This window comes from Pedobacter sp. JY14-1 (genome assembly GCF_029269825.1).
Taxonomy (GTDB): Bacteria; Bacteroidota; Bacteroidia; order Sphingobacteriales; family Sphingobacteriaceae; genus Pedobacter.
Map to the genome: position 1 here is coordinate 658,260 of NZ_JARJHU010000005.1, position 25,920 is coordinate 684,179.

At 45.9% G+C, this 25,920-nt stretch carries 19 protein-coding genes; 10 read left to right on the forward strand and 9 right to left on the reverse strand.

From position 1 onward, the window contains the following. Positions 1-3: 3 nt before the first annotated feature. The 4 genes from P2W84_RS13375 to P2W84_RS13390 form a co-directional block, all read right to left on the reverse strand. Complete coding sequence (locus tag P2W84_RS13375) at positions 4-2,085, reverse strand: nitrite reductase (protein WP_276090643.1); 2,082 nt, start codon at positions 2,083-2,085, stop codon at positions 4-6. A 299-nt stretch (positions 2,086-2,384) separates the two neighbouring features. Then, positions 2,385-3,275, reverse strand: coding sequence for a glycoside hydrolase family 25 protein (locus tag P2W84_RS13380; RefSeq protein ID WP_276090644.1), 891 nt, complete (start codon positions 3,273-3,275; stop codon positions 2,385-2,387). 78 nt (positions 3,276-3,353) lie between these two features. Next, positions 3,354-4,724, reverse strand: a complete 1,371-nt coding sequence (locus P2W84_RS13385; protein ID WP_276090645.1) for a dipeptidase — start codon at positions 4,722-4,724, stop codon at positions 3,354-3,356. A gap of 17 nt (positions 4,725-4,741) precedes the next feature. Continuing rightward, positions 4,742-6,256: a S8 family peptidase gene (locus tag P2W84_RS13390; protein ID WP_276090646.1), complete on the reverse strand. Its 1,515-nt coding sequence runs from the start codon at positions 6,254-6,256 to the stop codon at positions 4,742-4,744. Positions 6,257-6,463: 207 nt separating this feature from the next. Between P2W84_RS13390 and P2W84_RS13395 the strand changes: the two genes are divergently transcribed. From P2W84_RS13395 to murA, 4 genes are all read left to right on the forward strand, one after another. Further along, entirely contained in the window at positions 6,464-7,780 is a 1,317-nt protein-coding gene (locus P2W84_RS13395) for a HAMP domain-containing sensor histidine kinase (protein ID WP_276090647.1), read from the forward strand. 94 nt (positions 7,781-7,874) lie between these two features. Beyond that, entirely contained in the window at positions 7,875-10,181 is a 2,307-nt protein-coding gene (locus P2W84_RS13400; RefSeq protein ID WP_276090648.1) for a UvrD-helicase domain-containing protein, read from the forward strand. Between the two features lie 20 nt (positions 10,182-10,201). Beyond that, positions 10,202-10,834, forward strand: a complete 633-nt coding sequence (locus P2W84_RS13405) for a DUF4290 domain-containing protein (protein WP_276090649.1) — start codon at positions 10,202-10,204, stop codon at positions 10,832-10,834. A gap of 20 nt (positions 10,835-10,854) precedes the next feature. After that, entirely contained in the window at positions 10,855-12,180 is a 1,326-nt protein-coding gene (gene murA / locus P2W84_RS13410; RefSeq protein WP_276090650.1) for a UDP-N-acetylglucosamine 1-carboxyvinyltransferase, read from the forward strand. Positions 12,181-12,208: 28 nt separating this feature from the next. Here the strand turns inward: murA and P2W84_RS13415 are convergent, their stop codons facing one another. After that, positions 12,209-13,570: a pyridoxal-phosphate dependent enzyme gene (locus P2W84_RS13415; RefSeq protein WP_276090651.1), complete on the reverse strand. Its 1,362-nt coding sequence runs from the start codon at positions 13,568-13,570 to the stop codon at positions 12,209-12,211. 140 nt (positions 13,571-13,710) lie between these two features. After that, positions 13,711-14,814, reverse strand: a complete 1,104-nt coding sequence (dprA, locus tag P2W84_RS13420) for a DNA-processing protein DprA (RefSeq protein ID WP_276090652.1) — start codon at positions 14,812-14,814, stop codon at positions 13,711-13,713. A gap of 142 nt (positions 14,815-14,956) precedes the next feature. Here dprA and P2W84_RS13425 point away from each other — a divergent pair, with 142 nt between their 5' ends. Next, complete coding sequence (locus P2W84_RS13425) at positions 14,957-15,325, forward strand: BlaI/MecI/CopY family transcriptional regulator (protein ID WP_276090653.1); 369 nt, start codon at positions 14,957-14,959, stop codon at positions 15,323-15,325. Positions 15,326-15,649: 324 nt separating this feature from the next. Here the strand turns inward: P2W84_RS13425 and rsmG are convergent, their stop codons facing one another. Together rsmG and P2W84_RS13435 are read right to left on the reverse strand one after the other, a co-directional pair. Further along, entirely contained in the window at positions 15,650-16,282 is a 633-nt protein-coding gene (gene rsmG, locus P2W84_RS13430; protein ID WP_276090654.1) for a 16S rRNA (guanine(527)-N(7))-methyltransferase RsmG, read from the reverse strand. After that, entirely contained in the window at positions 16,273-17,394 is a 1,122-nt protein-coding gene (locus P2W84_RS13435) for a glycosyltransferase (protein ID WP_276090655.1), read from the reverse strand. The genes rsmG and P2W84_RS13435 overlap by 10 nt, the downstream gene beginning before the upstream one ends. Positions 17,395-17,500: 106 nt before the next feature. Here P2W84_RS13435 and tgt point away from each other — a divergent pair, with 106 nt between their 5' ends. From tgt to P2W84_RS13460, 5 genes are all read left to right on the forward strand, one after another. Further along, positions 17,501-18,631: a tRNA guanosine(34) transglycosylase Tgt gene (tgt, locus tag P2W84_RS13440; RefSeq protein WP_276090656.1), complete on the forward strand. Its 1,131-nt coding sequence runs from the start codon at positions 17,501-17,503 to the stop codon at positions 18,629-18,631. A gap of 20 nt (positions 18,632-18,651) precedes the next feature. Then, positions 18,652-19,755, forward strand: a complete 1,104-nt coding sequence (locus P2W84_RS13445; RefSeq protein ID WP_276090657.1) for an LptF/LptG family permease — start codon at positions 18,652-18,654, stop codon at positions 19,753-19,755. Positions 19,756-19,761: 6 nt separating this feature from the next. Then, a complete protein-coding gene (locus tag P2W84_RS13450; RefSeq protein WP_276090658.1) occupies positions 19,762-20,655 on the forward strand; it encodes a DMT family transporter in 894 nt (297 codons plus the stop codon). Positions 20,656-21,432: 777 nt separating this feature from the next. Next, on the forward strand, positions 21,433-24,237 hold the full coding sequence (locus tag P2W84_RS13455; protein ID WP_276090659.1) for a hypothetical protein: 2,805 nt from the start codon (positions 21,433-21,435) through the stop codon (positions 24,235-24,237). Between the two features lie 152 nt (positions 24,238-24,389). Further along, a complete protein-coding gene (locus P2W84_RS13460; protein WP_276090660.1) occupies positions 24,390-24,683 on the forward strand; it encodes a LapA family protein in 294 nt (97 codons plus the stop codon). Positions 24,684-24,745: 62 nt separating this feature from the next. On the opposite strand, the gene P2W84_RS13465 is transcribed toward P2W84_RS13460, so the two are convergent. Next, entirely contained in the window at positions 24,746-25,912 is a 1,167-nt protein-coding gene (locus P2W84_RS13465) for an aminotransferase class I/II-fold pyridoxal phosphate-dependent enzyme (RefSeq protein WP_276090661.1), read from the reverse strand. Positions 25,913-25,920 lie beyond the last annotated feature (8 nt).

A 25,920-nucleotide genomic window follows, 5' to 3' on the forward strand; every position in this document is an offset into this window, starting at 1 on the left:
TGATCAACTTCTTAACGTCTTTATCTTCACGTAAAACTCTTCCAGTTTTGCCAGGTAGGCTGCAGCAAATTCTTCGGACGGCTCGTGTTTGTTTATCTCCAGCACCAGATTACTGAATGAATCCTCCAACTGTATCTCTCCCGTCTCAACATATTGTGTATCGAACTCACGGATGATTCCGATCTGGGTACTTGCATTAACACTTTTATCCAGCAGCAGCGCCTTTGCAATACTAACATAAACTGCATAGGTATGGTATATGGCATCTGCCCATGCACCTGCCTCAAAAGAAGCCTTTGCCCAACCTAGTTTTTCATCCGATTCCAGCAACAATGTAGCCACCAGATCAATGACCACACCGGCACATTCTCCTACGCCTATTGCAGTCTGAAAGATCTCCTCATGTCCCCAGTCTACAAATTCATCCTCTTTCAGGTTAGTAAGGTCCGCCAGCGGCTTAAGCAACTGGTAAAAATAATCTTTGGTCTGTCTGTCGAAATAGGCATGGAAATTTTCACCACTTTCACTATTGGCTGAGAAGTCATTCAATAAAACCCTCAGTACGTCAGTCGCACGCTTAGAAGGAGTCTTGATCACTCTTTCTGCTACACGACCTTCGCCATTGCCTATCGTACCGCCACCCAGCATCACCTGTACTGCGGGCACGACTTTACCAGCCGCTTTCAGCGAGCTTCCATGAAAGCCGATATGTGCCAACCCGTGCTGACCACAGGAGTTCATACATCCGCTGATCTTGATCTTAAGGTCTTTGTCGTAGATCAGTTCAGGGAACTCCTCATAAATTACATCCTCCAATGCTACAGAAAGCGACATACTATTAGAGATTCCCAGGTTGCAGGTATCCGTTCCCGGACAGGTGGTTACATCACCGACGCTGTCAAAACCAGGTTTGGCAAAGCCCAGTTTTCTCAATTCCGTAAACAACACCGGCAACGCGGCTTCTCTTACAAATTTAAGCATGAGCCCCTGGTTCTGGGTTATCCGGATCTCATCGGCAGCGTAAGGTCTTATCGCTGCTACAAACTCACGGGCCAGCTCGGTCGGAATATCACCTTTAGTTACTTTAATATAAATGCTGTAAAAACCTTCCTGCTTCTGAGCGACAACATTGGTGGCCCTCCAATGTTTGTATTCCAGCGATTCTGTTACTTCCGTCAACTCCGGATAATCCATCTGCCCGGGAATATTCGGCTGATCGACAGCATTCCGATCGATCACAAAAGACTTTGACTTATTGGCAATACGCTCTTCTTCGATCAACCTGAGGGTTTCTTCCAGTCCAAGTTTTTGAATCACGTATTTTAAACGCGCCTTATTGCGGTTATTTCTTTCGCCATACCTGTCAAACACCCTCAACAATGACTCCCCATAGGGAATAATCTGGTCCTCTGGAAGAAATTCATGTACTACGTTTGCCAGAAATGGTTGTGCTCCCAGACCACCACCAAGCATTACCTTAAAGCCACGTTCACCTTTTTCATTGATCTTGGGAATAAAACCAAGATCGTGGATATAACTAAAGGCGCTATCCGAATCATCTGACGAAAACGAAAATTTGATCTTACGTCCCATTTCCTGACAAATAGGATTACGCAGAAAATAAGAAAAATAAGCATGTGCGTATGGTGATACATCAAATGGCTCATTGGGATTGATACCTGCATCAGGAGAAGCAGTCACATTCCTTACCGTGTTGCCACAAGCTTCCCGCATTGTGATGTCATCACGCTGAAGCTCTTCCCACAACTGAGGGGTCCGATCAAGGCTAACATAGTGTATCTGTATATCCTGACGTGTGGTCAGGTGAAGGTTTCGGCTCGCATACTCATCAGAAACATCGGCAATTCTCAGCAACTGCTTAAAAGTTACCTTTCCAAACGGCAGTTTTATCCTGACCATTTGTACACCTGGCTGTCGTTGTCCATAAATACCCCGGGCCAGGCGCAGGCTCCTGAATTTTTCCTCGTGGATATTCCCTTCCCGGAACGCTCTGATCTTTTTCTCGAGATCGATTATGTCCCTTTCAACAACAGGATTTTCTAACTCTGTTCTAAAGCTTTGCATGTCAAATTTGGTTTATAAAAAAATAAGCTCCTCAGTTCCTTTCGGACCGGAGAAGCTTCGTATCTTCTTTCTCAACAGCCCGAAATTAATGGTAAATGCAGCAAGGCATATTCATATCATTACGGGAGTTGACAGTTTTGTTCATGCAGCAAATATATAAAGTATAGAGGTCTAGTAGTATATTACCATTGTCATAATTGCATAAAAAACTATACATCAATAACTTAAAATACTATAAAGAATGATTCCAATAACTACAAATTCAGTATACTTTGAAATTTAAAAGTAGAATAGGGATATCAGCGAATAAGTATCCGGTCAAAGGCAAGACTGTCCCCGTTAAAAGTGTTAAAATCCACGACATGGCTGATACCGGAGATGCGCGCTTTGTCTGAATGCTGCCAGAACTTCCACTGCGACCGGTCCAGATCAAGCCTCGACTTATAATAATGTGCGATCCAAAGCGGATAATCATCAAAATATCCCTTCAGATAATCTTTATAAAATGAAAGGCCTGTATAAATAATTGGCCTGGTACCGGTACTTTTTTCGATATGTTTAAGGAAATCATGCAGTTCAATTCGCATTTTTGCCGGTGAAGCCCCGTTGAGCTCTTCAATATCTACCACAGGCGGAAGATCACCGCTCTCAAACTTCACCGTTTGCAAGAAAAATCTCGCCTGCCATTCTCCTGACTTTTTAGGTTTGAAATAATGATAGGCACCACAGACAATACCAGCCTTAGGTGCTTCCCGCCAGTTGCGCTGGAAATAAGGATCAACACTAAAAACACCTTCGGTAGCTTTGATAAAGGCAAAGTGCACACGCACTTCATCCTCTTCCATTTGCTTTACTTCCTTCCAGTTTATCTTACCCTGATATGATGATACATCGATGCCATGAATCAAATAGCCTCTGGGAATACGGATATCAAAACTACTGTAAGTGCGGTAGGCCGTATCTTCTCCGATGTCCCTAAGCCAGCGCCAGGTGGAGGTGAAGCCTCTGATCACATATCCGTAATAAAAAGGCGAAAGCAATATGAGTAATAAGGCAGCAACCACAAACTTCCATTCGAGTGAAATACCCTTCTTCTTTCCCCGGCGCTTTCGGGAAGTGGCCTTCATTCCGGTACGAGTTCTTTTTACTGTGCTTGCTGTGCTTGTCTTTTTAGGATTCAGAGTTGGCATGAGGTTCAAAAGTAAAAAAAAGCGGCCATAAGGCCGCTCTTAATAAACCAGGTATACGGAATGACTTCTATTAACTGATTATCTGCTTAGCTCTGCATAATATTTATAAAACAATGGCAGGGTCTCTATTCCTTTGTAATAATTATAAATGTCGTACTTTTCATTCGGAGAATGCAGCGCATCGCTGTCCAGTCCGAAGCCAAACAAAACAGATTTAATGCCCAGTACACTTTCGAACAAGGCTACGATAGGAATACTGCCACCACCTCTGGTCGGTATAGGTGCTTTTCCAAAAGAATCGACAATGGCCTTTTCAGCTGCGCGATACGCAATGCTATCCGTTGGCGTTACCACTGGCTCACCGCCATGATGGGCAGTTACTTTTACTTTGACATAGTCTGGCGCAATGCTTTCGAAATGGCGCGTAAAGATCTCTGAGATTTCTTCCGAAGACTGATTAGGGACCAGCCTCATGGAAATTTTAGCATTGGCCTTAGCGGGCAGCACCGTTTTTGCACCTTCACCGGTATAACCGCTCCAGATACCGTTGACCTCCAGTGTCGGACGGGTACCCGTGCGCTCCAGCGTAGAATAGCCCTTTTCGCCCCATTCCGCATCGATCTCCAAATCTTTTTTATATGCATCCAGATCAAATGGTGCAGAATTGAGTGCATCCTTCTCTTCACTGTTCAACTCAACCACCTTATCGTAGAAACCAGGAATGGTAATTTGATTGTTTTCGTCATGTAAAGAGGCAATCATTTTACAAAGAATGGTTGCGGGATTTGCGACCGCACCACCGTAAACTCCCGAATGCAGATCCCGGTTGGGACCGGTTACTTCCACTTCCATATAAGCCAGCCCACGCAAACCGGTTTCAATAGAGGGGTTTTCCATGCTGATCATCGAAGTATCGGAGATCAGCACTACGTCAGCTTTTAGGCGTTCCTTGTTTTCATTCACAAAAATGCCCAGGTTGGCCGAGCCAACCTCTTCCTCCCCTTCGATCATGAACTTCACGTTGCAGGCCAGGGTACCGGTCTGCATCATCAGCTCAAAAGCCTTGACATGCATGTAAAACTGTCCTTTATCATCACAGGCTCCACGTGCATAAATCTTGCCGTCGCGTACTGTTGGCTCAAAAGGAGGTGTATGCCATAGCTCCAGGGGATCAGGTGGCTGCACATCATAGTGACCGTAGACAAGCACCGTAGGCAATGCAGGATCGATGATCTTCTCGCCATATACGATCGGGTAACCAGCGGTCTGACAAACCTCTACATGATCTGCTCCAGCTTCCTTCATCTTACCGGCCACATAACCAGCCGTTTTCAGCACATCGCCCTTATATTTAGGATCGGCACTTACCGATGGAAAACGCAGCAACTCAAACAGTTCGTCCAGGAAACGCTGTTTGTTGGTTTCCACATATTTCTTGATCTCTTCCATATCTTTATCTACTGGTATTATTTTTTTGCTTTATAGGCAGCTGCCATCTGCAATGCTTTATAAGCATTGACTACACCTCCCGATTTACAAAGTTGGGTAAAAGGAACGGGTGAACTATCTTTCTTCCCGGGAATAATGACCGGCTGGCTTACCTTCTCTACTGAGCTGACAATGATATCCTTTACCTGGGAAGCTGTGAGCTTCGGATAATATTCCCTGATCAGTGCAGCAAGGCCCGCTACTACAGGAGCTGCCATACTGGTACCCTGATGGTTCTCATATTTTGATCCCGGTACGGTAGAGTAAATAGCAACGCCGGGTGCAAATACATCTACGGTTTTTGCACCATAGTTGGAGAAAGTAGCTGGAAGGGTCTCATCGTTTTTGAATGAAGAAGCACCTACTTCGATCCAATGCGTTTCGGCACTACCCCCGTCCAGATAGTTTACTGTCGGATAGTTTTTCTCCTCATCCAGGTTCTTGGCATCATTACCTGCAGCATGTACCAGCAACACATCCTTACTTACAGCATATTTAAATGCATTGTCAACAACGTCCTTATTTGGTGAATACCCTTTGCCAAAACTCATATTAATTACCTTGGCACCATTATCCACAGCATAACGAATGGCATTAGCTATGTCTTTATCTCGTTCATCACCATTAGGCACCGCCCTCACCGCCATGATCTGTACATTGTCTGCGATACCATCGATACCCAACCCGTTACCACGCTGCGCTGCAATGATCCCCGCCACATGGGTACCATGATCACAGTCAAAGGCATCTACTTCCGCATTGCCGTAGTAGCGCTCGTTCATATTATTGGGATCATCCCCAACCGTATCCCTTGAGTTGTAATCCGGATTGAGACTATATTTTAATTCTTGCTCATAATGCTTTATGGAACCATCAATATCTTTCCGAATATCCTCATAAGATTCACCCTGGCTCATGATATTTAATACCACAGCCTTTACACGCGCTTCCAGATCGGAAGCCGGCTGAAACTTTGCAAAGGCTATACTATCGGGCGTAGCACTACCTATTTTTGACACTACGCCTGCAAGGGCGCTCTGAAAACCTTTGGTGCCATTTACGATATTGCTGGCTTCAGCGATCTTCTTGTCCAAAGTGTCTTTCAATGGTGAGGCCGGGTCTTTTCTGACCAGCCTGGCCAGCTCCATATTGTCATAAGTGACACTGCCTTTGGCGGATCCCAGAAAGTTCCAGCCGTAAACATCATCCGCATAACCGTTTTTATCATCGTCTTTACCATTACCGGCAATTTCCTTCTTATTAATGTACATGACATTTTTAAGGTCTTCGTGTTTATAATCTGCCCCCGCATCCACAACACCAACGATCACTGGCCTTGATTTTTTTCCCTTCAGCAGCTCTTTATAGGCTTTTTCTGTGCTGATCCCAAAAATGCTGTCGGACTTAAGGTCCTTGTGCAGCCATCCCGGCTCCTGTGCAAAAGCAGCTAACATACAGCCCGTCAGCGCCAATGTGCTTAAAATTGTTTTCATTTTTCTATGTTAAGTTATGTTTCACTTGTTCAAGCCCTGCAAATCAGGAGCAGGTGCCTTTAACGCGCTAAGCTAAACATCTTTAAGTAAAGTGCCTGTTTAAACCAGTCTGTTTTTTGTTAATTTATGTTAAAGAAGCGGTTTATTTTCTGCAGGATATTTTTTTACTGTAACTTCTCGTAAAGAAGTATATTTGTCAATCACAGCATGAGTAAGCCCCCGCAGATGTCGATCTGGCAGCAATGGCGCCATTTAGCAGGGAGTCCAGCGCACTTTTCCTTCGAAGAAAGAATATTCCATGTGGTCTCAATGATCGGTATTATCGCTGCTTTGATAATCGGGATATATAACTTCTCCACTACCCTGGTCTATTCCGGTATCCTTTCTGTAATCTTCGCGACATTCCAGGGCTTTCTCTTTTTCCTCAGCAGGAAATTCAGGCGTTTCAGGATCGCCGTACTGATCTGTGCAATACAAGTCAATATCATTTTTACTGCCGGCTGGTTTTACAATTCAGGGCTTACCGGGAGCATGCCTTTGCTTTTCCTGCTTTCGCTCGCACTGGTTATTATCATTACACCCAGAGCGGTGTGGAAGTATATGTTTACCCTTAACCTGATGATCGTCCTATCACTGATCATGCTGGAATACCACTTCCCCAGGGTGATCAGACAACACTATCATAACCGTCAGGAACTTTTTACTGACCAGGCCTTTACCTATACAGCAGCCTGCCTCCTTATGTATATATGCACTGCGCAGTTACGCAAGAATTATGATGAACAAAAAAAACTTGCCGAGGCCAAGGCAATTTCACTGGAACACACAGGCCGGATCAAAGACAAACTGTTTCACATCATTTCTCACGATCTGAACGCCCCCCTGCATTCTATACAGCAATACCTGCAGATGCTGGAAATGAATGTACTTGACAACGAAGAACGGAGCTTTTTACAGAAAAGCCTTGGGAACACGGTTCTGCAAAGCAGAAACCTGTTGCACAATCTGCTGAACTGGTCACAGAGCCAGACCAACATGATGCCCGTTCATATGGAACCGCTTCAGATTAAAACACAGATTACTGATGCCATCGCACTTTATCTACCTATAGCGGCGAGAAAAAGTATCAGCATCTGTATTGATATTAACAGCAGCAGCTTTGTCTCTGCCGACAGGAACATGATGGATCTGATCATCCGCAACCTGATAAACAACGCCATTAAATTTAGTTACGAGGGGGGTAAGGTGACCATTGATGCGGAGGAAATAGGTGCGCATCACATCATCAGGGTTATAGACCAGGGCACAGGAATCCCCTTACAAAAACAGGAACTCATTTTCTCGGAACTCCTGATATCTACACCTGGTACAAAAAATGAAAAGGGTACAGGACTTGGTTTAGGTCTGTGCCATGATTTCGCTTCCAGACAGGGAGGCAGGATATGGTTTGACAGTACACCCGGAGAAGGCACATCCTTTTATCTGCAATTAAAGAAGACTCTGTCAACAGGACAACATACTTAAAATAAGTACCCTTGAAATAGGCAGTTTTTCTTAGTTTTGTACCTTTGCTTCAGGAAAGCAAGGACAATTTCGCATATTAAACAGCAAGCAGATTTTGGATTATTTAGCAGGTTTAAATTCCCAGCAGCGCGCGGCGGTAGAGAATACGCAAGGCCCCTCTATGATCGTAGCAGGCGCAGGTTCGGGTAAGACTAGGGTGATCACTTACAGGGTAGCGCATTTGATCCGGCAGGGCATCGATCCTTTTAATATCCTGGTTCTTACCTTTACCAACAAGGCTGCCAAAGAGATGAGGGAACGGATTATGAAGGTAGTCGGCAACGAGGCCAAAAATATCTGGATGGGGACATTTCACTCTGTCTTTGCAAAAATATTACGTATAGAAGCGGAAAAAATAGGCTATCCCTCCAACTTTACCATATACGATACGGACGATAGCAAGAGCCTGATCCGGTCTGTCCTGAAGGAAATGCAACTGGATGATAAATTATATAATGCCAATTTCGTTTACAACCGTATATCAGCAGCAAAGAACAACCTTATTTCATATACGGAATATATGGAGAGCCCGGAGATTCAGGCAGAAGACAACAGCAACAAGCGTCCGCAGTTGGGGGTAATCTATGAGGCTTATGCCAAACGTTGCTATAAGGCCGGGGCGATGGATTTCGATGACCTCCTGTTCAAAACGAATGTATTACTTAAAACCCATCCTGAAGTATTATACAAATATCAGCAGAAGTTCAGGTATCTGATGGTGGATGAGTATCAGGACACGAACTTTTCGCAGTATACCATCGTGAAAAAACTCGCAGCGGCTTATCAGAATATTTGTGTCGTAGGTGACGATGCCCAAAGTATCTATGCTTTTCGGGGGGCCAATATCCAGAATATCCTGAACTTTGAACGTGATTACCCTGACCTGCAGGTTTATAAGCTGGAACAAAACTATCGTTCCACACAAAATATTGTAGAAGTAGCCAACAGCATCATTGCCAACAATAAGAACCAGTTGGAAAAGAATGTATTTTCAGCCAACGAACCGGGCGACCGCATTAAGGTGCAGCGGGCCTTTACGGATAACGAGGAGGGAAAGCTGGTAGCCGAAGCCATCGTACAGGAGCGCTCGCTCAAAGGGCTGCATTATCAGGATTTCGCCATTCTTTACCGGACCAATGCCCAGTCCAGGGCCATGGAAGAATCACTACGGAAACTCAACGTACCGTATAAGATATACGGCGGTCTTTCCTTTTACCAGCGTAAAGAGATCAAGGACCTGATCGCCTACTTCAGACTTACCTTCAATCCTGCTGATGAGGAAGCCATCAAGCGTGTGATCAATTATCCGCGCCGGGGTCTTGGTGACACCACAGTGGAAAAAATCATTGTGGCAGCAGATAAGCATGATATCACGATGTGGCAGGTGATCTGCAACCCGCAAATGTATATTGAAGGCCGCATTGCCAGCCAGCTCAACGATTTTGCTTTACTCATCCAGAGTTTTGCAGCAGAATCTAAAAAACTGGATGCCTATGAAACTGCGCTTTATATTGCCCAGCATTCCGGTATCCTGAAAGAACTCCATACAGATGACAGTATTGAAGGCCGCAGCAGGTATGAAAACATTCAGGAACTGCTGAATGGTATTAAAGAATTTGCCGAGCGTGAAGATATCGAAGACCGTAGCCTGGCCGTATTTATGCAGGATATTGCCCTGCTGACCAACGACGACCGTGAAGGCGATCAGGAGAAAGATACTGTATCGCTTATGACGATTCATTCCGCGAAAGGGCTGGAATTTAAGAATGTATTTGTCGTCGGCCTGGAAGAAAACCTGTTCCCTTCACAAATGAGTCTCAATTCCAGGACCGACCTCGAAGAAGAACGAAGGTTATTCTATGTGGCCATTACCCGCGCTGAAAAAAAACTGACGCTGACTTATGCAACCTCGAGATACCGCTGGGGCACACTGACCAGTTGCGAGCCCAGCCGCTTTATCAATGAGATCAATGCCCGGTATCTGGAAATAGAAACCGCAAAACCAGCGCAAAGCCTGGGCGCAGACACCTTTGAAGGGGAACGTAAAAGCTGGTCTCAGCAACGGGATACCTTCAGCAAACCCAAACCTGCCTCATCCTCGCCAGGAACGGGTAACACAACCGTTCAGCGACCGAAAACGACCACCTTGCTACCTAAAGCACATGTACCCACTCCCGGCTTCAGCCCTGATGCGGCCGGCGCATTCCAAAATGGCATGGAAGTAGAACACGAGAAATTCGGTTTCGGGAAGATCATTAGCCTGGAAGGCACGCTGCCTGATATCAAGGCAACTGTATTTTTTCCTGGCATGGGCAACAAGCAATTGTTATTAAAGTTCGCAAAGTTGCGGATTGTGAAATAAGCTATCTATATTTGAGACACATGAATTTCGAATACAATACCACCAGAAACGAGTTAATACTTGCAGAATATGGCCGTAACGTGCAGAATATGGTCAAATACATTATCGAACTCCCGGATCGGGAAGAACGCAACAGGTATGCGCAAGCTGTCATCGATTTGATGGGTTTTTTAAACCCACACTTGCGTGACGTAGCCGATTTTAAACATAAACTCTGGGATCATCTACATATCATTTCTGGTTACCAGATCGATGTAGACAGTCCTTATCCTAAGCCGGAACCGGAAGCTGCACTGATCAGGCCACAGCATATAGGGTATCCTCAGCAAAAGATCAAATACAAACATTATGGCAAGACCATAGAAGCGCTGATCGAAAAGGCCAAGGAAGTAGATGAGCCTGAACGTAAGGCTGAAATGGTTGAAGGCATTGCCAATTTCATGAAGATGTCTTATGTGACCTGGAACAAGGATACCGTCACTGATGAAACCATCATCAAAAACCTGACTGAATTGTCAGAAGGACAGCTTCAGCTTCAGGAAGGCGTAAATCTTTCAAAAGTAGAGTTCAAGCCTTTGGCCATGCAGCAGAACAAGCCAGGGAATGCAAAAAAGAAAAAGAATAAGAATAAGCAAAATAAACAAAGGTACTAGATCTTTAACAGAGCTAACAGATGAATGCATTCGAAATCATAGGCGGAAAGAAATTAAAGGGTGAAATACAGCCTCAGGGCGCAAAAAATGAAGCATTGCAGATCATTGCGGCCGTCCTGCTTACCGATCAGAAAGTAACCATTAGCAACATTCCTGACATTAAGGACGTCAACAAGTTGATTGAGCTGTTAAGTGACATGGGAGTAGTCGTTGAACGCTTGTCTAAGGACACTTATACCTTTGAAGCAAAAAATATTGATCTGAAATTTTTTCTTTCAGACAGTTTCAAGGCAAAAGGCGGAGGATTAAGAGGCTCCATCATGATCGTTGGCCCATTGCTCGGACGTTTTGGAACAGCAGCCATTCCAAAACCGGGTGGTGACAAAATTGGTCGTAGGAGACTGGACACCCACTTTCTGGGCTTCGAAAAGCTGGGCGCCAAATTTATCTACGACTCCAAAATGGAGTTTTTCAATGTAGATGCAACCAATCTTAAAGGTACTTATATCCTGCTGGATGAAGCATCTGTGACCGGAACGGCCAATATCGTGATGGCTGCCGTACTGGCCAAAGGTACTACGACCATTTACAATGCCGCCTGCGAACCTTACCTCCAGCAGCTTTGCAAAATGCTCAACCGCATGGGTGCAAAGATATCAGGTATCGGTTCAAACCTGCTGACCATTGAAGGTGTAGAAAAACTGGGTGGCACAGCGCATCGCATGTTGCCAGACATGATCGAGATCGGATCGTTCATTGGTCTTGCTGCCATGACCGGGTCTGAGATAACGATAAAAAATGTATGCTACCAGGAACTGGGGATCATACCTGAAGTTTTCCGTAAGCTGGGCATAAAATTCGAACTGAAAGGAGATGACATTTATATTCCCTCCCAAAAGCACTATGTAATTGAATCTTTTATAGACGGATCGATGCTTACCATCGCCGATGCACCCTGGCCCGGTTTTACCCCTGACCTACTTAGCATCGTATTGGTAGTGGCTACCCAGGCCAGAGGCAATGTTCTCATTCATCAGAAAATGTTTGAAAGCCGCCTGTTCTTTGTAGATAAACTGATTGATATGGGTGCCCAAATTATCCTGTGTGATCCACATCGTGCAACTGTAAATGGTATAGACAAAAAATACAGGTTAAGAGGCATCAGCATGACCTCTCCCGACATCCGTGCAGGTGTTTCCCTGCTTATTGCAGCACTTTCGGCAGAGGGAAAATCGACTATATTCAATATTGAACAGATTGAACGTGGCTATCAGGATATCGACATCCGCTTAAGGGCACTAGGTGCACAAATTAAACGCGTAGAGGCGTCAGCTCCGGGACATTAGAACCTTTAAAAGTTCTCCCTTAAGTTTTTTAACCGGAAATGGCGTTGATGATGTCATATTGTGTAATGATCTCAATTTTACCATACTGATCTTCTACCAGTACCGCGCTATTTTCCTTGTTGATCAACGAGGAAATACGGTCAATCGATGTATTGAGATCTACAAAAGGAAAACCGGTCGTCATAATCTCTTCTACTTTAGCAGATTTCAGGGAAGGGTTTTCCATCAGCGCCATTAAAATATCCCGTTCTTCAAGCTTGCCGACAACCATCCCATGCTGGGTCACCGGGATCTGGGAAATGTTTAGTACGCGCATAGTATTAATTGCATCCTGTACCATTTTCTCACAGTCTATTGTTACGATCTCAGAATTATCCTTTTTAGCGATAATCGATAAGGCAGTCAATCTCTCATCCTTCAGGAACCCCCGCTCCCGCAGCCAATCTTCGTTATACATCTTACCCATATACCTGCTCCCGTGATCATGAAAAATGACGACCACTATATCTTCAGGTTTTAGCTTATCCCTTAGCTGCAAAAGGCCGGCGACTGCCGCGCCTGCCGAGTTACCGGCAAAAATACCTTCTCTTCTGGCTATTTCCCTGGTCATCAGGGCAGCATCTTTATCCGTGACTTTTTCAAAAAGATCAATCACCTGAAAATCCACGTTTTTAGGCAGAAAATCTTCACCTATACCTTCGGTAATATACGGGTAGATTTCGTCCTTATCGAAAATACCTGTCTCCTTGTATTTTTTGAAGACCGATCCATAAGTATCAATACCCCACACCTGGATACCCGGATTCTGTTCTTTCAGGTATTTTCCTGCCCCGGAGATTGTACCACCTGTACCTACCCCGGCCACCAGGTGTGTGATCTTACCTTCTGTCTGCGCCCAGATCTCGGGACCGGTTTGTTCGTAGTGAGCCTGGCTGTTGGATAAGTTATCGTACTGATTAGGTTTCCAGGACTTGGGAACTTCCTTCTCAAGACGGGAAGATACTGAGTAATAAGACCTCGGATCTTCCGGTTCCACATTAGTCGGGCAAACGATGACCTCAGCTCCGAAGGCCCTTAGTGCATCAACCTTTTCTTTGGATTGCTTATCTGTGGTTGTAAAAATACACTTATATCCCTTAATTACAGCCGCGATCGCCAGTCCCATGCCAGTGTTGCCCGATGTACCCTCGATAATGGTGCCTCCGGGGAGAAGTTTTCCGCTACGTTCCGCATCTTCGATCATCTTGATCGCCATACGATCTTTGATTGAATTTCCAGGATTTGTCGTTTCGATCTTGCCCAGTACTGTAGCTGTAATATCTTTGGTGATGCTGTTCAATTTCACCAGCGGGGTGTTGCCGATCGTCTCTAAAATGTTGTTATACCACATAAGATAAAATTAAACAATGAAATCAAATAATAATATAATTTTAAATCATATAAACATAACAAATTTTTAATTCGATTTTTTTTTAAAAAAAGTATTATATTTTAAACTACAAATTTAATATACTATTATTCAGAATATTATTAGCCCTTTGGAAGTACCAGGCTATAATACTTGCCCGGCATTGAAACCAGTAAGCCACGCATCTCAAGCTCCAGCAAATACATAGCCAGCATTCCCTGAGGAAACTGAGTTAAGCCTGTCAGTTCATCAATGTGCTTAGGACCTGACTCCAGCTGTTCCGCTATTCTGCGCTCTTCATCGGTAAGACCGGAAAGCAGCTCCGGTTGCTCAACCGGCTTGCTCAGCCTCCGTTTTTCCCAGCCCATTTCAAAGATCAAATCTTCCGCGGAGGTAATCATTACCGCTTTGTTTGAACGGATCAGGGCATTACATCCTTGTGAACTCCGGTCACCTACCCGCCCAGGAAAAGCATATACATCCCGGTCATAGGAGTCCGCAAGTTCTGCCGTGATTAGCGCCCCGCCTTTCTTTATGGCCTCTACTACAATTGTTGCGTCAGCCATGCCTGCAATAATCCGGTTACGCTGTGGGAAATGTCCACGCAAAGGTTCGGTATACACAGGAAATTCAGTAAGCAAACCTCCGGCCTCCAACATCTTAGCGGCTATCGGCTTATGTATTGGCGGATATATCCTGTCCAACCCGTGTGCAAGAACACCTATGGTAGGCATACCATTCCTGAGACACTCCTGATGTGCAGCAATGTCGATACCATACGCTAGTCCACTAATAACCAATACATCGTAAACGGCTAACTCCTCACACAAAACCCGGCAAAGCTGCCGGCCATATTCAGTAGCCATGCGGGTGCCCACCACACTGATCACCCGGGAATAGTTCAAATCTGCTTTGCCTTTAAAATACAAGATAACAGGCGCATCGGGGCAATTGCGTAAACGACGTGGATAACCGTCATCTGTATAGGAAAAAACCCGGATACCATACCGCTCGGTAAATTTCAGTTGTGTCTCCGCTTGTTTCAGCGCATTTTGAGAAAGCAATCGCCTGGCGACCGGTTCCCGAAAACCAGGAATAGCCATAAGATCGGCAAAATTTGCCTTAAATACCAGCTCTGCTGAACCAAAATGCGCTAACAATTGCTTCGCGTAAATATGTCCCACCCCTTCAACCAGAGTTAGACCGATCTGATGAATAATACTCATGAGATAATGTATTCCATTTTGTATCTTCTTCCTATCTTAAAAAAATAAAAAACTGTAAATCAGTTAATTAAAACAAAACTACAAAAATAGTTTACAAATTATAAAAACAGTAGCAACTTCATATAAACGATATGTAACTGCGATGAGAGAATTGACAAAAGCTGAAGAACAAGTAATGCTGATCCTATGGGAAATGAAGGAAGGACTGGTTAAAGAAGTCATCGACCGGATGAACCCGCCTAAACCAGCCTACAATACTGTATCCACCGTAATGCGGGTGTTGGAAGGAAAGGGCTTCCTGAGCCACAAGGCTGTCGGAAACACCCATATCTATTTCCCCCTGATCACTGAAGAGCAATACCGGCACTTTGCATTTGATAAAGTAATGAACAACTATTTTGAAAACTCCTACCAAAGCCTGGTTTCGTTCCTGGTCAAAGAAAAGAATATGGACATCGACGAACTGGACGAACTCATCAGGCTGGCGGAAAAACTTAAAAACAAAGCATGATGACCTGGCTAAATTACCTCCTCGAGGCAAATCTTTATCTGACCCTTTTCTACGGGTTCTACCGGCTCCTCTACGCCGGGAAACTTTCTATGCGCTGAACAGGTATTTTCTGATCACCTCTACCCTGCTGTCCTTCCTCTTGCCGGCGCTGCAGGTCAGTTACCTAAACGGCATCTTCGACGATGATTAGTTGGTTCAATCCCGTCTCCTAGCTGATCAGCCACCATCAAGAAATACGGCGAAGCCGCCAAAGACGGTGTCATTGAGCTGGAAGATGGAGAATTCTTCTATGCTGAGCCAGTCGGTAAGAAAAAGGAATAATTCCTACTGCGGTATATACACCACATACTTAGTTTCAAAAAATGCTTCTTTAAAGTAAGCTGAGAGCGGATACAACTCCGCTTTCAAGCGTGATTCAGCTATTTCCTCCGTAAGGTCACCTCCTTTAAGATAAAGAATACCATTGGGCAGGGCATTCTTAGATTCCTTCAGAAATTTTCCCCTTACCCACGGATAAAAATCGACCAGCCTCGTTACCGCTCTCGACACCACAAAATCATATTTGTCTGATACCTGTTCGGCCCTCGAATGCGTAGCATTTACATTCTTGAGTCCCAGGCCAGTAACCACCTCACTGACCACTTTGATCTTCTTCCCGATTGAATCCACCAGGTGGAACTGCACCTCGGGAAACAATATTGCCAGTGGAACGCCTGGAAAACCACCACCGGTACCGACATCCAGTATCCTGGTCCCCGGCACGAAACTGCAGAATTTCGCAATACCCAGCGAATGCAGGATATGGCGTTCATAAAGCTCATCGATATCTTTCCTGGATACCACATTGATCTGCGCATTCCAGAAATTGTAGAGCGCATACAACTGCTCAAACTGCTGCTTCTGCTCTTCAGAAAGCCCCTCAAAATATTTATAGATGATGTCGGGTTTTATTTCCACTGCACTTTTTTAACAAATATAGACACAAAGCCATTAAAGACGAGAAAAATGAACAAGAGGATATCCAGTAGCGGGAACCACCAGCACAGCCCGCCGTAGTTAAGCCGCTTCAGCAGCCTAGGATAGACAAAACAGCGGATCAGCAGGCTCAAGGCGAAAATGCCAGCAGCAATATAGCAGGCAGGTTGCAAAAAAAGACAGGCCATAAAAAACACGTAAAACAGAAACTGAAAAATGACCTGTACCGAAAGCACAAACCTATGTTTTCCTTTATACAGCTTTCCGGCTCCCGCATGGCGTTTTTTTTGCCTCAGATAAGCAAGAAAAGTCGTCTTGGGGACACTCCAGACCTGTGTATCCTTGTGTACGCGTATTGCTGTGTTGCGCCCCGTAGCGTGCGCATTCACAAACAGATCATCATCCCCGGAAGGAACGTGCATATGACTTGCAAAGCCCTTGTTTTTAAAAAACAAAGTCTTTTTATATGCCATATTGCGTCCTACGCCCATATAAGGCATTCCCTTCAGTGCAAAAGACAAATAATTAACCGCGGTAAAAAAAGTCTCGAAACGTATCAGCGCATTCAGCAGCCCGCCACGTTTCACATAAGGCGAATACCCCAGAAGGATTTCGGTATCCTCATCAGCAGGCTGCTGCATCCTCCTCAACCAAAATACCGAAGCAGGAACGCAGTCTGCATCCGTAAACACCAGCCAGTCATATTTCGCCGCTTTGATGCCCATTGTCACCGCAAATTTCTTACCCGCGATAAACTTTCCGCTTTCATTGATCGTCACCACTTTCAAATGCGGATAGACCGCTGAAAACTCCTCAAGCACTTCCCTCGTTGCATCCCAGGAACGGTCGTTCACCACTACCACCTCAAATTCAGGATAATCCTGCTCCAGTACCGCAGGCAGGAATTCTCTGAGGTTCGCCGCCTCATTCCGCGCGCAAACAATAACACTAAGCGGTCTTTCTCCACCTTCATCATCGGTCTCCACCGGATTGAGAACAAGCTTCAGATGCACAAACAGCGTAAAATAAATCTGAATTAAAAAACAAAAGACCAGCCCGCCAAGCAGGCCGTATTCGACAAAGGTTAGTTCCACGGTTTAATTTAAACAGGCCGCAAATTTCTCATTTTAAATCGGTAATGCCGACCCGTGTTGATAAAATCAGGCGCTTTTTTGCTATTTTTGTACCGATTTACGTACAATGAATTTTACTTTACAGGCAAAAGACCCACAGTCCGGGGCAAGGGCAGGCACCATTACCACAGACCACGGAGAGATCCAGACACCGATATTCATGCCAGTGGGTACCGCCGGGACCGTAAAGGCAGTCCACCAGCGCGAACTGAAAGACGACATCCAGGCACAGATCATCCTGGGCAATACCTATCACCTTTACCTGAGGCCCGGCCTCGAAGTGCTGGAAAAAGCTGGCGGGCTGCATAAATTCAATGGCTGGGACCGGCCCATACTTACCGACAGCGGTGGCTATCAGGTTTATTCCCTGAGTAAAGTACGCAAGATCAAAGAAGAAGGTGTTACCTTCAACTCGCACATTGACGGCTCCAAACACCTCTTTACGCCTGAATATGCCATGGACATCCAGCGCACCATAGGTGCCGACATTATCATGGCCTTCGACGAATGCACCCCTTATCCCTGCGATTATAAATACGCAGCAGCCTCTGTAGACATGACCCACCGCTGGCTTAAAAGATGCTGCACACGATTTGATGAAACTATTCCCAAATACGGCTACAGCCAGACTTTGTTCCCCATTGTACAGGGTTCCGTATACAAAGACCTCCGCGTCAAATCCGCCGAGTTCATCGCCTCCATGGGACGTGAAGGTAACGCTATTGGCGGCCTTTCCGTTGGAGAACCCGCTGAAGAAATGTACGCCATGACAGAAGTTGTCTGCAACATACTTCCTGCCGATAAACCGCGTTACCTTATGGGTGTAGGCACTCCCGTCAATATCCTGGAAAACATCGCTCTGGGCATCGACATGTTCGACTGCGTCATGCCCACCCGCAACGCCAGGAACGGCATGCTGTTTACGCGCAACGGCATCATCAACATCACCAATAAGAAATGGGCAGACGATCTTTCGCCCCTTGACCCTGAAAGTGAGCTTTTTGCAGACCAGGTCTATTCCAAGGCTTACCTGAGACACCTTATGCACTCGAAAGAGATTCTTGGCGCACAGATCGCTACACTGCACAATCTGCATTTCTACCTATGGCTAGTCAACGAAGCAAGGGAAAAAATCATCAGCGGGGAATTTAAGTCCTGGAAAAATAAAATGGTCGCTATATTAGGCAATAAATTATAACCGGTTTTCCCAGAAATCCCATGAAACTCCTGAGAGGCAGAATCAAGATCATCGACTGGTACATTATCAGCAAGTATTTAGGCACTTTCCTGTATACCTTGACCCTGTTCGTGGTGATCATCATCATATTCGACCTTTCAGAAAAACTGGACGACTTCCTGAAGGCCAACCTTACTTTCTGGCAGGTAGTGAGCCTTTATTATGCTGGCTCCATTCCCTTTTACGTAAATATGCTCTCCCCGCTGATCAACTTCATCGCTGTGATATTTTTTACGGCAAAAATGGCTGATCAGACCGAAATTGTGCCCATATTGAGCGGTGGTGTTAGCTTTAACAGATTCCTCGCTCCGTATTTTGCATCCGCATTTATCATTTTCGCAGCCAACCTTGCTGCTAACCTGTACATCCTGCCCTACACCAATCAGCTCAAAAACAGCTTCGAAAACACCTATGTAAAGACTAATGCCTCGGTAAATAAACGCGACATCCATATGAAACTGGACGACAAGACCTACATCTACATGGATTACTTCAACAATGCGACCAAAGTAGGCACCAAATTTTCCCTGGACAATTTCAAAGGCGATACCCTTACCAAAAAGCTGGTTGCTGAAGAGATCCGCTGGGATTCTCTTAAACGCAACTGGAAGCTCAGCAACTACTCTATCAGGTATGTCAATGGCCTGAAGGAAACCTTCGTCAACGGTACAGGAAAAACCAAGGATACCGTCCTCGATATGCGGCCCAATGACTTTTCAGCCTTTGACAATATCTATGAAAACCTGAGTAACAAAGAACTTTCAGAAAAGATCAGAAAAGAAAAGATCAGGGGTACAGGTATCATGAACGATCTGCTTTTCGAGCAGTATAAACGCTATTTCCATCCTCTTTCCGCATTCGTTCTCACCCTCATCGGGGTTGCATTGTCCTCACGTAAAGTGCGCGGCGGTGTCGGTCTGCCCCTGGGCATCGGCATCCTGCTCAGCTTCGCCTATATCGTATTTAACCAGTTTGCCAAAATGTTTTCCCTGAAGGGTGGTGCCCCTCCTCTCTTTGCTGTGATCGCGCCGACGCTGATCTTCGGCCTTCTGGGGCTTTACCTGCTTAAAAAGGCACCTAAATAGATCCCAATGACTCCAAGTACTTCTGCCGTGACCAGGAATTTACTTATCCTGCATCTTACCGTATTCATCTGGGGCTTCACTGGCATCTTAGGCGCCTTGATTTCTGTCAGTGCCATCCACCTGGTCTGGTACCGGGTCATGATAGCAAGCATTTCTCTTTTTGTATGGTTCAGCATCAGTAAAACCAGTCTGCTGATCAGCAGAAAACAGTTCTTCCAATACCTCTTTACGGGGGCAATCGTCGCGATACACTGGATATTGTTCTTTTACGCCATCAAGGTTTCCACAGTTTCTGTTACGCTGGTATGTCTCTCTTCCTTTACGCTTTTTACTGCCATTTTAGAACCACTGATCAAAAGACAACCCATTCTGATCCCAGACGTGATCATCGGCCTGATCATCATTCTGGGCATTTATCTCATCTTTAAATTCGAATCCCGGTACACGCTGGGTATTATACTCGGGCTTGTTTCAGCTGTTGGGTCCAGTCTGTTTTCGATCATCAATTCCACACTGGTGCAAAAAGGCGACCCAAAGATTATCGGCTTTTACGAGATTTCAGGTGCTTTCATCTGGATCACTTTATACCGGCTCTGCACCGGCGAACTGTCCAGTGAACGTTTCGATTTGATTCTGACCGACTGGCTTTACCTAGGCCTGCTCGGCACCATTTGCACCGCTCTGGCTTATGTTGCCGGAGTAGCCGTAATGCGCACATTATCGGCCTTCAGGGTAGCGCTCATCACCAACCTGGAGCCTGTTTACGGCATTATTTTAGCCTTCATTTTCTTCGGCACTAGAGAGTCCCTGTCCATCGGTTTTTACCTCGGTGCCCTCCTGATTTTAGGCTCGGTTTTCCTCTACCCGGTATACAAAAAGTACAGGAAACTTGAGCACTAAGCAGTACTTATTATTGTCTTATCGCTGCTTTTCTATTGTTTCACCACTTCATTCTTGGCGAGAACCGCTCCCCTTTTCCGGGTTTTCCAACATCAGGAAACCGGCAAATTATTATTCTTTCCCTTCGCGATTTTTGCTATAATTCCTTGCTTATCATGACGAAAAAACAACCGATCTGCCCTGGTATAACTAACAACCTGTCACTGAAAAAAACATCAGGCCATCATTAAAAACATCTGCTGACCATCATAAAAATCGCCAGCTCCCAGATAGCAGAAATACATTCCAAGGTACTCATTTTTAACCTTAGTAATACCCGGTTCTGCTGACCTGGAAGCTTCAAAAAAACACCTTGTAAGGTACAGCAGGAAAGACAAAAATTACCTGGAAAATCAACAATTCCGATCTGAATTTGAGCATACATCTCCCGCTCATTGTACCGGAATTTTATTTTAATTCCGGTACAATTAGTGTATCTTCATCAGCAACGCAACTAATGATACAAAAAACATACACCGGCAGGAAAACCACCATAAAACAATATAAAAAAACGGCATTTAATACTGATACTCAAAAACAAATAATAATAAATAAGCATTTGTTATTCAATATTTTAAATACAAAAATATAAATTAAAAATAAACCTAGTAACCGCTCCAGACTATCGAAATAAACTAATATTTTTAGCATAACAATTAAATGCATCATATCACAATATACAAATCATTAAAAATCAATATAATTACAATTATTATATTAAGTACAATTTCACAACAAGTGTCTGCACAGATTTTTGGTGAGGAACAGAACCCACTTAGTGTAAAATGGCGTCAGATAAAGGCTGATGGGTTCAGCATCATCTTTCCCCTAGAACTTGAAAAGGAAGCCAACAGAATGGCCACTACGCTGAGCACCATTTATCCCCGTGTCGGGTACAGTCTCGGACAACAGAAAACTACCCTCTCACTCCTGCTTCAGAACCGCGGCGTAGTAGCCAACGGCTTCGTCAGACTTGCCCCGAAAAAGTCAGAATTTTACAGCACCCCACCCCAGGGTTTCGATAGCCAGGACTGGCTCAACAACCTGGCTGTTCATGAGCTCCGGCACGTCGCCCAGTTCGATAAACTGACCGGCGGCAGAGCCTTCCCATTCCCCGAGGAAATTTACTTCGCCTGGTTTGGCCTCAGCATCCCCACCTGGTTCTTCGAAGGCGACGCTGTCATCACCGAAACTACACTCACCCAATCGGGACGCGGACGGCAACCCGAATGGATCATGCCCTACCGGACCACCCTGCTCGAAGGAAAAAAAATCAGTTACTCCAAAGCCTACTTCGGATCGGACAAAGATGTCACTCCCGGTTACTATCAGCTTGGCTACCTCATGACCGCCAACATGAGAAAGGCCGAAGGCGCTATTCTTTTTGACAGCGTCCTCTCCGACATCCGCCGCCGGCCGCTACGGCTATACCCATTTTCCAACAGCCTCCGCAAGTTTACCGGCAAAGGCTCCAGGAAATGGTTCCTGCAAACCACAGATACCATTCGCAAATACTGGCAGACACAAGCCGCACAGTCCCATGGCATCGATTACCCTGCAGTCAACCCCCAGATCGGCGTCGCCACCAGTTATTACCTTCCAGTCAGGCTCCCCGACGGACGCATTCTTGCGCTCAAAGAGAGCAAGAAAGAAACCAACCATTTTGTCATCATTGACCATTCGAAAAAAGAGCAGCGCCTCTTCGGTATCGCCTACCAGGAGCAACCCTGGTTCAGTTACGCAGCCGGCAGGATTACCTGGGACGAAGTCCGCTACGATCCCCGGTACAAACAACGCAGCTACAGTGTCCTCTGCACTTATGATCTGCTTTCTCGGAAGTACCGTAAACTCAGCTCCCGTAGCAGACTTTTCTCTCCTTCGCTTTCTGCTGACGGCAGCAAGATTGTAGCCGTACAGATCGACCTCTCCAACCAGTCCAGTCTCGTCGAGCTTGATGCCACAAACGGGAAGATCCTTAACGTACTGCCCAATCCCCGCAACCTGATCCTCCAGACACCCTCCTACGACAGCAGCGGACAGCTGATCACCTACATCGCTGTCAGCGAAAAAGGGAAATCCCTGGAAGTGATCAGCATCACCGGAAAGCAACGGCAAATGATTGCTGAAACCAGACAGCAACTGGGAAGGCCAATATATTTTAACCGCTGCATCGTTTTTAATGCCCACTACAACGGGATCAATAACATTTATAAGCTAGATACCGCGTCAAAAAAAATAAGCGCGCTGAGCGCCTCTAAATACGGCGCATTTAACGCAACGCCCGAGAGTCCCTCGGCAAATAACGGCCATGCTACGGAAAAACTGACGTTCAGCGATTACGCGCTCCATGGCTTCAACATCGCGGAGTTGGCGACCGGCCTCACCAGGGAAACCCCGCAGGACACCACCGATCAGCAACCATCACTGGCCAACCCGGAAAACCACTTTGTCAACTTTGCTACTGCAGCCATAACCCAGGAAGTAAAAACACCCGGTCAAAACATCTTTGACAGCATCCCTGCCAAAAACTTTCCCTCCACACCCTATCCTGCACTCAGCAACCTCTTGAACTTCCACAGCATCAGCCCTTTCATCGAAAACGAATACCGCGGCGGCTTCGAGCTCAAATCCAATAACCTGCTCAGCACCTTTGACTTCTTTACCGGCGCGGGCTATCAACGCGACATTCGCCGCTTTGATTACTATAGCGGCTTCAGCTTCAAGGCATTCTATCCCATCATCCGGGCTACCTACCGCAACCGCCCCCTTCGTACTTTTTACAACAGCAAAACCGGCATGCAACAAGGCGACTGGCGGGAAAACACCATCCAGTTGCAAGCCTCGCTGCCCCTAAGCATCAACGCCCTTGCTCACAGCTACAGTTTCTCCTTCAACACCATCACCAGCTACACCAGCCGGTACCAATATGAAAACCTGCCCGCTAACTTCATCGGCACCATCAGGTTTCCCATGGAATACAATTTCGCCTTTACCCACAGCCTGAGACAGGCCGGGCGTGACATCGCACCCAGGTGGGGGCAGGTCTTCAGGCTCACCTTTATTCACCAGCCTTTTGATGACAAGCTAAAGGGCAGGATCTTCGCCACCGAAAACTTCCTGTACTTCCCCGGCATCCTGCATAATCATTCCTTCCTCGCCAACTTCAATTACCAGACTGCCAGCGGTATCCGCAGGTACGAGCAGCAGATCAACACCGTATATGGCTACAACAACATCAGGGCCCGCAGCGCACTGAATAACACCCTGCTGTTCAACTACCGCTTCCCTTTCGCCTTCCCCGACGCCGAGATCGGCCCGCTCGCCTACGTAAAAAACTTAAGGGCAGGCCTGTTCTGTCACTACGAGAACATCGGCACGGAAACCAATCTGGCGCAACCCAAAACCTATGGCTTCGAACTCCGGAGCAGCATGCACCTGCTGCGCTACCAGCCCCTCGCCGACATTGGCGCAAGATTTGTTTTCGTCAATAGAATTTACCATCAAAACCCTATATTGGAATTTATTTTTAATTACCGCTTTTGACGGCGTTATTTTTGACAAAGATTTATTTTTGACTACACACGGTTAATCAATTCATTTTCGGCAAGAGGATGAACGACTTTGATAAAAAAATTCACTTTTTTGAGGCGAATGAATCAAAAAGAAGCTAAATTCCACTGTAAAAGACAAATCCTATGAGCGCAAAAACCATCTTCATCATCGCATTTACCGCCATCATCACCGTGTTCCTGATGAGCAACACCGATGCTGTTAACTTTGACTTCCTCTTTTTTGAAAAACCGATCAGTAAGTTGCTTGTCGTGGGTATTTGCACCCTTATCGGCTTCATATTGGGCTTCTGGGCAGGGCGCCCGCGCGTTACCGTAAGCACCTATGATAAAAACGGCCTTCAGGATTACTCCGAAGACCGTAATAAGAATGCTCCTAAAAAAGAGCTGGACGATGAAGACCGGGACTACATTAGCTAACAGCCTCTGAGTTGGTCAGCAATTAGAAACCGTATCGTGAGCACAACAAGCAATGTCGGCTGCTAATCCAACGCTTGCCTGATATCGCCCAGAATATCTTCAATATGCTCCAAACCGATAGAAAGACGTATCGTACCCTGCTCTATACCCACCTGCAGTCTTTCCTCCTCACTTAGTTTAGAATGCGTACTCGTGGCCGGATGCGTCGCGATAGACCGCGTATCTCCCAGATTCGCAGAGATCGAAAACATCTTCAAGCCGTCCATAAAAGACCGCGCGGCTTCCACACCGCCGTCCAGCACCAGCGTCACAATACCACCACCGGCACGCATCTGCTTCTTCGCGATAGCATATTGTGGATGCGAAGGCAAAAATGGGTACATCACCTTTTTCACTTTTGGATGACTTTCCAGGAATTCCGCCACCTTAAGCGCATTTTCACAATGCCTGTCCATACGGACCGCCAACGTCTCCAGGCTCTTAGACAGCACCCAGGCATTAAACGGCGACATCGCCGGCCCACTGTGCCGTGCAAAACCTTCGATCTCCCTGATCAGTGCATTTGAACCCAGAATAATCCCCCCCAAAGTACGGCCCTGACCGTCGATGAACTTGGTCGCCGAATGGATTGAAATATCTGCACCCAGCCTGATGGGCTGCTGCAGGTAAGGTGTTGCAAAACAATTGTCGATCACCAGTAGCGCGCCGTACTGCTTTGCAAAATTACCCAGCCACTCCAGGTCGATGATGTCGATGCCCGGATTGGAAGGCGTTTCCACAAAGATGATCCGCGTATTCGGCTGTATACCCTGTTCCCATTGTTCCGGCTTGTCCAAATCCGCGTAAGTATAGGTAATACCCCATTTAGAGAACACATTATTGAGCAGCTGGTGCGTAGAGCCAAATACGGAACGGCTCGACAGCACATGGTCGCCCGATTTCAGAAACGTCGCAAAAGTTGTAAAGATCGCTGCCATACCGCTGGCCGTGGCCCAGCCGGCCTCAGAACCCTCCAGAGCAGATATCTTACGGATCAGCTCATCTGTATTGGGGTTTGCGTAACGGCTGTATACATTACCTTCCTTTTCATTGGCAAACAACGCCCGCATGTCCTCAGCATCGTCAAACTTATAACTGGAGGTCAGGTAAAGCGGTACCGAATGCTCCTTATACTGGCTCCTTTCCGCCTGGAGGCGTATGGCAATGGTCTCAAAATTTTCTTGCTGCATATAATTTT